Annotated in this window: 9 protein-coding genes; 2 read left to right on the top strand and 7 right to left on the bottom strand. The window is 43.2% G+C overall.

What is annotated here, in order from left to right; genetic code table 11:
* The 5 genes from OGM63_RS03550 to OGM63_RS03530 all read right to left on the bottom strand — a co-directional run.
* Positions 1-798 (bottom strand): aminotransferase class I/II-fold pyridoxal phosphate-dependent enzyme (locus OGM63_RS03550; protein ID WP_263744129.1); only part of this gene is annotated, 798 nt, incomplete at its 3' end.
* Between the two features lie 115 nt (positions 799-913).
* Entirely contained in the window at positions 914-1,249 is a 336-nt protein-coding gene (locus tag OGM63_RS03545; protein WP_263744128.1) for a thioredoxin family protein, read from the bottom strand.
* A 277-nt stretch (positions 1,250-1,526) separates the two neighbouring features.
* Positions 1,527-2,303, bottom strand: a complete 777-nt coding sequence (locus OGM63_RS03540) for a PspA/IM30 family protein (protein ID WP_263744127.1) — start codon at positions 2,301-2,303, stop codon at positions 1,527-1,529.
* Between the two features lie 204 nt (positions 2,304-2,507).
* Positions 2,508-3,191, bottom strand: coding sequence for a PspA/IM30 family protein (locus OGM63_RS03535; protein WP_318528397.1), 684 nt, complete (start codon positions 3,189-3,191; stop codon positions 2,508-2,510).
* Positions 3,192-3,307: 116 nt separating this feature from the next.
* Positions 3,308-4,540 (bottom strand): hypothetical protein, encoded by a 1,233-nt coding sequence (locus tag OGM63_RS03530; protein WP_263744125.1) that lies wholly within the window; start codon positions 4,538-4,540, stop codon positions 3,308-3,310.
* 49 nt (positions 4,541-4,589) lie between these two features.
* On the opposite strand from OGM63_RS03530, the gene OGM63_RS03525 reads away from it, so the two are divergent.
* Together OGM63_RS03525 and OGM63_RS03520 are read left to right on the top strand one after the other, a co-directional pair.
* Positions 4,590-5,222, top strand: a complete 633-nt coding sequence (locus OGM63_RS03525) for a DciA family protein (protein ID WP_263744124.1) — start codon at positions 4,590-4,592, stop codon at positions 5,220-5,222.
* A gap of 311 nt (positions 5,223-5,533) precedes the next feature.
* On the top strand, positions 5,534-6,721 hold the full coding sequence (locus OGM63_RS03520) for a tetratricopeptide repeat protein (RefSeq protein ID WP_263744123.1): 1,188 nt from the start codon (positions 5,534-5,536) through the stop codon (positions 6,719-6,721).
* A 294-nt stretch (positions 6,722-7,015) separates the two neighbouring features.
* Here OGM63_RS03520 and OGM63_RS03515 read toward each other — a convergent pair whose 3' ends face one another.
* Both OGM63_RS03515 and OGM63_RS03510 read right to left on the bottom strand, forming a co-directional pair.
* Complete coding sequence (locus OGM63_RS03515) at positions 7,016-8,209, bottom strand: pyridoxal phosphate-dependent aminotransferase (protein ID WP_263744130.1); 1,194 nt, start codon at positions 8,207-8,209, stop codon at positions 7,016-7,018.
* Between the two features lie 30 nt (positions 8,210-8,239).
* The coding region (locus OGM63_RS03510) for a hypothetical protein (RefSeq protein WP_263744122.1) at positions 8,240-8,480 on the bottom strand (241 nt) is incomplete at its 5' end.

Genomic DNA, 8,480 nt, shown 5'->3' with positions numbered 1-8,480 from the left:
ATGGGGGGAGGGGGGGAGGGGGGGAAAGATGTTTCCCATGTTCTCTTTATCTCCTTGATCACGCAGTCCTCCTTGTCCCCCTTGATCACGCAGTCCTCCTTGATCACGCAGTCCTCCTTGTCCCCCTTGATCACGCAGTCCCCCTAGTCCCCCTCTCTCGTCAAACACTAAATCTACGTAGGGGAAATCGTGAACGAGGACGAGATTATGTTGTTGACAAAATGCTACAGCTTCTTGAAAGAAAGATAATGGTGCGATCGCACTGGTAGGATTGTGAGGATAGCTCAATACCATCATCCGCGACTGTGCCAAAACCGGGGCGGGAATGTCGCTAAACACTGGTAAAAAATTGTTTTCTTCCCGGAGTGGCATCGGGTAGATTTGACCACTTGCTAAGTACACTCCACCTGCATGAGAAGGATATCCCGGATCGAGCAATAAGGCAAAATCTCCAGGATTCAGGACTGCTAGGGGTAAATGTGCCGTCCCCTCTTGAGAACCAATGAGGGGTAACACTTCCGTCTGGGCATCTACTTTTATACCGAATTTTTGCTCGTACCAATTAGCTGCGGCTTGACGAAACCCTTGAGTGCCGTTAAACAGCAAGTAGCCGTGAGTACTTGGATCGCTTAAAGACTGAGCGATCGCCTCAATTACGTGCGCTTCGGCTGGTAAATCAGAAGACCCCAGCGACAAATCTATCAACTCTTGCCCAGCAGCCTTAGCTATTGCCTTGGCTCTGTCCATCTCTGCAAATACATTGAATTGCAGGGGTTGTAAACGTTTCGCAAACTGCATTTTAGTTAAAAGTCAGGAGGAGCAAAATTAATTGTAGAGACGCGAAATTTCGCGTCTGTACTTAGATAGAGACGTTCCACAGGAACGTCTCTACGGTCCGTCAGAGAACTTTGGACTAATTATTGTTTAAATGAGTATCCAGGAAGCTGAGTAATTTATCTTTACCGATCGCTCCCTCACTAGAAGCTAAGATAGTGTTTCCTTGAAATAGTCGGAGGGCAGGTACACCTTCAATCTGATACTGTTTAACAGTCTCTGGGTTAGGATCTACTTCCATTTTGACGATTTTCAGGCGATCGCTGTATGTATTGGCAGCTGAGTTAATTACTGGTGACATCAATCTACAAGGTCCGCACCAAGAAGCCCAAAAGTAAACCAATACTGGCTGTTCGGCTTTCAAAACTTCGGTTTCAAACTCAGCATCAGTTATAGTGCTTACACCCTTATTCATTGCAGTCTCCATCCGGTGGCACGATTTATATTGGCACACAAAATACTCTATCTCAAAGTCGTCAATAGTCCAAAGTCAATAGCGCTCTTTTATTACTCTTACCCTCTTTTCAGGTTAGTCCAAGTCATGTGGACTTTGTAAGCGCAACGCTGCGACTTCCAGTCGTCACGGCTTCTTAATTGACCATTGACCCTTGACTCTTAACTAAATCATTTTGACGCGAAATCCCACGACCAAAAGGCGTGGGACTGTTGATGTGAAGATTTTTATGATAATGTTACATTTGATCCAATTGCTTGCGTAGCGATTCCAACTCGGCATCAACCACTTCTGGTTGCTGCAACGTTTTAGGAGCGGTGGTTTCTTGTGGCAATAAAGGTTGATTTGGTGAACTAGCTGGTGCCAGGGACGCTTTCAAAGCTGCCAATTCATCGTCAACATCGCTACTACCTTCCAATTTGGCAAATTGGCTTTCTAAATCAGCACCTGCTAACTCACCTGCTGACTGAGCACGAGCTTCTTGCATCAAGACTTTTTCTTCCATCCGCTCGAAAGCTGCCATTGCGCTGCTGGTATTCATCCCCCGCACCATGCCTTGAAGTTGCTCTTGAGCTTTGGCAGTGGTGATTCGCGCTTTGAGCATTTCTTTCTTGGTTTTTGCCTCAGAAATTTTGCTCTCAAGCTGGATTAAGTTGCGCTTGATAGTTTCCACCTGAATACTTTGCTGATCCAGGCTGGTTTTGAGTGCAGTGCCGGTGTCGGTGTAAGTCTTTTTCCGCTCTAGTGCTTGACGTGCAAGGTTTTCATCACCTTTTTGCAGGGCTAACTGAGCATTACGTTGCCACTTATTTATTTCATTTTGGGCATCATTATACTGTTTTTCTGTACGTTTTTGAGCAGCAATTGTCTGGGCGACTCCCTGACGCAGCTGTACTAAGTCTTCCTGCATTTCCAGAATGGCTTGTTCCAGCATTTTTTCTGGATCTTCGGCTTTACTTACCAGGTCATTCAGGTTAGCACCAACTACTCGTCTAATGCGATCAAATAATCCCATAACTTTGTTTTTCCTTTGACGATTTACGCGCTTTTAACGGCTACCAAGGCTTTTCTACTATTTAATAGCTACCTATTTCAATTTAATCTTTTCGCTTTAGATTGGTAGCTTCACACAACCCTTAATTTCTAAGATATGCTTTAGTCTGAGTAATTGCCCAATGTTTACGGTTCGTGAACTTTAAGTATTTACACTCGAATAATTTCAATTATTGTCTTTGTGTGGTATAATATCAGCGCCACTTAAAAGCTGCACTTTCATCGCTGCTAGTTCCCCATCAATACTATTGTTAGATTCACTCTTAGTAAATTGAGAAATCTTGTCATCGCTGTCGAGTTTGAAGATTGCTTCCGATTTGGCTTCGAGTTGCAAAACTTTTTCTTCCATCCGTTCAAAAGTGTTTAAGCTGCTAGTGGTAGATGAACTGCTCAACATTTCCTGAAGTCGGTAAGACGCTTCAGCAGAACGAGACCGAGCGATGTACATATCTTTTTTGGTTTTCGCTTCCAAGATTTGAAATTCTAGCGATCGCATATCTTGTTTCATTTTAACGATCAGATTATCTTGCTGCTTTATCTGAGCTGCCAGACCATCGTGTGTTTCTTGATAGGCACGACGTTTGGTAAGAGCCTCCCTAGCTAAAGGTTCATTATTGGCTTGTAGCGCTAATTGAGCGCGACGATACCATTCCTCTGCTGTTGACTTAGCCTGAGCGGTTTGTCGTTCGGTGCGTTTTTGAGTTGCGATCGCTTGTGCTACTGCTTGTCGCAATTGCACACAACAGGAGTGCATCTCCATAACGGCTTGTTCCAGAATCTTTTCTGGATCTGACCCACGGCAGATCATACTATTGAGATTAGCGCGAATAAAGCGTTGGATACGCTTCATCAATTCCATTTCCGCTCTCCATTCACTTGCGTGCTCATAACTAGCGATTAGCTAACAGTGTCAACAGCTAGGGATTAAGTAGATGCTTTTTTCATGGTATCGTAGATTTTCACTCCTTAAGGTTGCTGCACCCGCGCTTTAATTCCTTTAGCCTGTAGTAGTTGCATTTGTTGTTTGACTTGCTCTTTGCTTTTCAACGCACCCAGATAAATGAATTTTCCATCAGGTGATAAATAAGCATCAGGAATAACTTCCCGTGCCTCCGCGAAAGCGCGATCGCCCTGATTTTCTGTGATGATATGATAAAATCCATCCGTTGACGGTTTCACTTCTGAAAGCGGTTTTTCTGCCACTGTCGCGGACGATGGCGAAATTGTCGCTTTTGGTGTCGGCAAGGGTTGGGCTGGTTGTATTGCCGCTCTAGGTGGAATTGCGGGAATTTTTGCCGCCACAGGGCTTGGTATTGCTGTAGGAATCAGTTTCGGTTTAGGTTTTAAGCCAACTACGTCATTAGGATCGTTCACCTCTGGAAATTCATCGGTGGCAAGATTGGGATATTTTGGTATGGGGGTAGTCGGTGTTTGCGGTTTGGCTTTCTCAGTATTTTTGACATGATTTGTCGATGCCGTTGGTGGTAAATTTGGCTGAGACTTCCCACCAAAGCCAAACACAGACAAGCTTTTTGGATTAAAAAGTACGTATCCCAAGGTGAGACTCGCTACTAATAGCAATAACATCGAGCCAATCCCCAAAGGTGATAAAAGACTGTCGCTGTTATTTGGCTTTCTTTTTTGTGGTTGTTCTTCTGTCAAACTTCGCAGCAGTGCTTCAGATGATTCTAAATAATCGTCTGGCTGCTTGGGGGTGTCATCTGATGGGGTATTTTCGATTTTCTCAGATTTGACAACCGCAGGCACAATACTGCCATTTTCCTGATTAAGTGTATCTGTTTTATCTATAACCTCAACTTTTGGAGGTTTTGGTAACTCAGTATTTACCAGGGGCATTTCCTCTGGAGTTTCAACTTCAACAGATGCGGATGGGATATTTGGTTGAAGAACGGTCTGTTGTTCTTGTACTAGAGAAGTTAAACTTGATATCGGTTTTTTGGACGCAATGCCTGCGGCAAGGACTCCCTCCAATGCAGTAATGGCAGTCTGCTGGAGTTGATTGGTGTTACTACTGGCACGGTTTTGGTTAGGTGTGTTGTATCCGGTTCGTGTACGTCGATAGCGAGCTAACTCTTGATCTAGTTGCACTTCTAAACAAGCTAATGCTGCTGCTAGTTGTGGTTTCAACCCAGGTATTTTCGACGATTGAGTACCCAAATGTCGGGGGTCTTGACTCATAGCCTGTCTGCCTCAAAGGTAGATTACTGGATTAACTTAAAATACATGTGTGCCAATCCTAACGAAAATTCCCAAAATAGATTTATGGTTTTTGTGGCAAGTTAAAATTTTTGCTCAAGGTTTATGCGAAATGTCTTTGAAATCAGTTAATGATATTTTAAGTCTTCCGGAAATTCAGATATTATTGCACCAGCAGCCATTTCCCCGCTTGCTCAAGTGTTGGGACCAAGTGGTAGGAAGTGCGATCGCATCTCATACTCAACCATTGTCGATTCAGCGTGATGTCTTGCGGGTGGCAACTTCTAGCGCATCTTGGGCACAAAATTTGACTTTCGAGCGTCAGCGACTGCTGGTCAAGTTGAATGAAAAACTGCCCGATCCTTTAGTAGATATTCACTTCTCTACTGCTGGCTGGAAGCGTCCCCAAGAGCGAGCAAACCAGCAAAAAACGCTTTTGCCCTGCGAGCATCCCAGTTACCTTGGTGATGAGATTGGCTTGATGTGCGAGGTGCTACCCACCAAGAATGCGAATGCTGCTTTTGAAAATTGGAAGTCCCTTATCCAAAGGCGATCGCATAATTTACCTATTTGTCCTCAATGTCATTCTCCCACCCCACCGGGCGAAATTCAGCGCTGGGGTGTCTGTTCTATCTGTGCTACTAAGCAGTTTTCTCGTTTTTGATAGCGATCGCAAAATTTTAGCAATTATCGGTCAGTTGTCCTTGCTACCTCCGTTAGTCAACAATTCCGACAGATTCAGATAGTACCTGTTGTCTTGACGGAGTTGCTAGTAAAGGGTAAAACTGCGTATCATAATAATCATACCAAAGTTGGGGTAAAAAAAATAAAAGCCATATTTTAACTTTTTACCCGACTTAAAATATGGCTTTTAATAAATAAGGAAATTGAAACGCAGAGGAACACAAAGGAAAACGCAGAGTGTTCGTTACTTTCTTTGTGCAATTTTGTACTAAGTTTGGATGACGGCAAGTTATGAAACTCAGTTTATGTATGATTGTTAAGGATGAAGCAACTACGCTACCGAAGTGCTTGGGTAGTGTGAAAAATGTTGTAGATGAAATAATCTTGCTGGATACAGGTTCTACAGATAGAACTCCCGATATTGCTAAACAATTCGGTGCGGAGGTTCATCACTTTAAATGGTGCAATGATTTTAGTGCTGCCCGCAATGAAGCTCTAAAATACGTTACAGGTGATTGGGTTCTAGTATTAGATGCGGATGAAACTCTGACTACTCAAATCGTACCGTATATCCGAGAAGCAATACAAAGTGATTCGTATATTCTGATTAACTTAGTACGGCATGAAGTTGGTGCAGAACAATCTCCTTATTCTATGGTTTCGCGGTTGTTTAAAAATCATCCAGATATCAGCTTTTCCCGTCCATATCATGCTTTGGTGGATGACAGTATATCCGCAATTTTAGCTAAAGAACCTGATTGGGAAATAGGCTATTTACCAGAGGTGGCAATAATGCATGAAGGATACCAAAAAAACGCGATCGCTCAACAAAATAAATACGCGAAAGCACAAGCAGCGATGGAAAGTTTTCTTGTCAATCATCCTGATGACCCCTATGTTTGCAGCAAGTTAGGTGCTTTATATGTGCAAACTGGAAAAATTGCCCAAGGCTTTGAATTGCTAATTAAAGGTGTCGCTTCCAAACAAGCGACGGATGAGATTTTATACGAACTTTACTATCATTTAGGTATTGCTTACAGTCGATTGCAAAATCCTCAACAAGCGATCGCTCACTATAGCGCTGCAATCAAGTTGCATATTTACCCCATGCTCAAATTAGGAGCATACAACAATTTGGGTAACTTACTCAAGGCAGCGGGAGATTTCAATAGCGCAAAAACAGCTTATGAAACAGCTTTGCGAATCGATCCTAATTTTGCTGCCGGACATTATAATCTGGGAATGACGCTTAAGGCTTTGGGATTGCTGAATGAGGCGATCGCATCTTATACTCAAGCGATTAAATTAAATCCCAACTATGCAGAAGCTTATCAAAATTTGGGCGTTGTGCTCTTGAAACTAGGCAATCTCCAAGATAGTTTATCCGCTTTTGGTCAAGCGATCGTCCTTCATGAAAAGTACAACCCCGATGAAGCGAAGAGATTACGTCACTCTTTGCGGGAAATGAAGTTGATTTAACCCGTAGTAAGGACTTCAGTCCTTAATTTAATTCATACTAAGCATTTGGGTCTTTAATTTAACCACTAAAGTGGTTACTACGAATATTAATCTTTGATTGCTACAGATAGCCAAATATTTTTGGCAAATTCTCACTATAAAACTGTTCGATTGTCAAGTGGCTGAAGTGATTTTCAAATTGAGAATACAAATTCATCTTGGCAAGGTGTAATATCATGTCCGTTTAATTGACATTAATAAAAAAATCCGAACCCCAAGAGACGTTACATGTAACGTCTCTACATCATATGTTGACTAAATGCGCGATCGCGAAGCGCTGCTGCCAAGGGCAGAACGCACAAATTTCTCTAATCGATCCATTCCTTTTTCAATTGTTGCCATATCGGTAGCGTAAGAAAGACGAATGTTGTCATCAGCACCAAAAGCGACTCCGGGAATGACTGCGACTTGCTCTTTTTCTAGCAAAGCGTCACAAAATTCTAGGGATTTGACACCGAGTTTGCTGATGTCGGGAAACATGTAAAAGGCACCATCTGGCTTTTCACAAGTTAAACCGGGAATAGCGTTAAGTCTATCAAACATGACTTGCCGACGTTTGGCAAAAGCTTGACGCATTTCTTCTACACAATCTTGGGAAGATTCTAAGGCTGCGATCGCGCCATATTGAGCAAAGGTACACACATTTGATGTACTATGACTTTGGATGGTGATTGTCGCTTTAATGATTTCTGTTGGTCCGGCTAAATAACCAATCCGCCATCCGGTCATCGAATAAGCTTTCGCAAAGCCGTTACTGATAATAGTGCGGTCGAAAATCTCCTTTCCTAACGAACCGATGCACAAATGTTCTGCACCGTCGTAGAGTATTTTTTCATAAATCTCGTCGGAGACAACAAGTATATCTTTTTCAACTATGATCTCTGCTATAGCTTTGATTTCTTCCGGGGTATATACCATCCCCGTCGGATTTGAGGGGGAATTGAGGACAAATAACTTTGTTTTCGGTGTGATTGCTTCTCGCAGTTTTTCTGGTGTAATTTTATAACCTGTGGAAGCATCTGTATGTACAATCACGGGAACACCACTTGCCAAAATTACCATTTCTGGATAACTTAGCCAATAGGGAGCGGGGATAATTACTTCATCGCCTGGGTCGATTAGGGCGACAATTAAGTTGTAGAGAGAATGCTTACCGCCATTACAGACGATGACATTTTCTGCTTTGTAATCGAGATGATTGTCAATTTTTAACTTGTGAGCGATCGCTTCTCTTAACTTTGGTTCACCAGACGCTGCACCATACTTGGTTTTGTTTTCATCTAAAGCTTTTACCGCTGCCGCTTTGATGTGAGCCGGTGTATCAAAATCCGGTTCTCCAGCGCTAAAACTACAAACATCAATACCTTCTGCCTTCATTGCCTTAGCCTTGGCTGCGATCGCTAAGGTTAACGAAGGGGATACTTGACTTACTCTTGCTGCCAGCTTCATCTTACTTCTTAAAGGCACATTCTCACCTCTTTAAGAGTATCCCACAATCGGGAGCCAGATTTTTCTCTTAAGAATTCCTTCTTTTTGGGCAATTGGGGGACAAGGGGGACAAGGGGCAGGAGGAGTTTGTCTTTTCGTCTTCCTTGTCTCCCCCATCTCCCTTGTCTCCCTTGTCTCCCTTGTCTCCCCCATCTCCCCCATCTCCCTTGTCTCCCCCATCTCCCCCATCTCCCTTGTCTCCCCCACTCCCCCACTCCCCCTCTCTCCCACT

This window comes from Plectonema radiosum NIES-515 (assembly GCF_025753815.1).
Taxonomy (GTDB): Bacteria; Cyanobacteriota; Cyanobacteriia; order Cyanobacteriales; family Nostocaceae; genus Hassallia; species Hassallia radiosum_A.
Note: the sequence above shows the minus strand (reverse complement) of the source record. Positions and strands in the feature narration are given on the sequence as shown.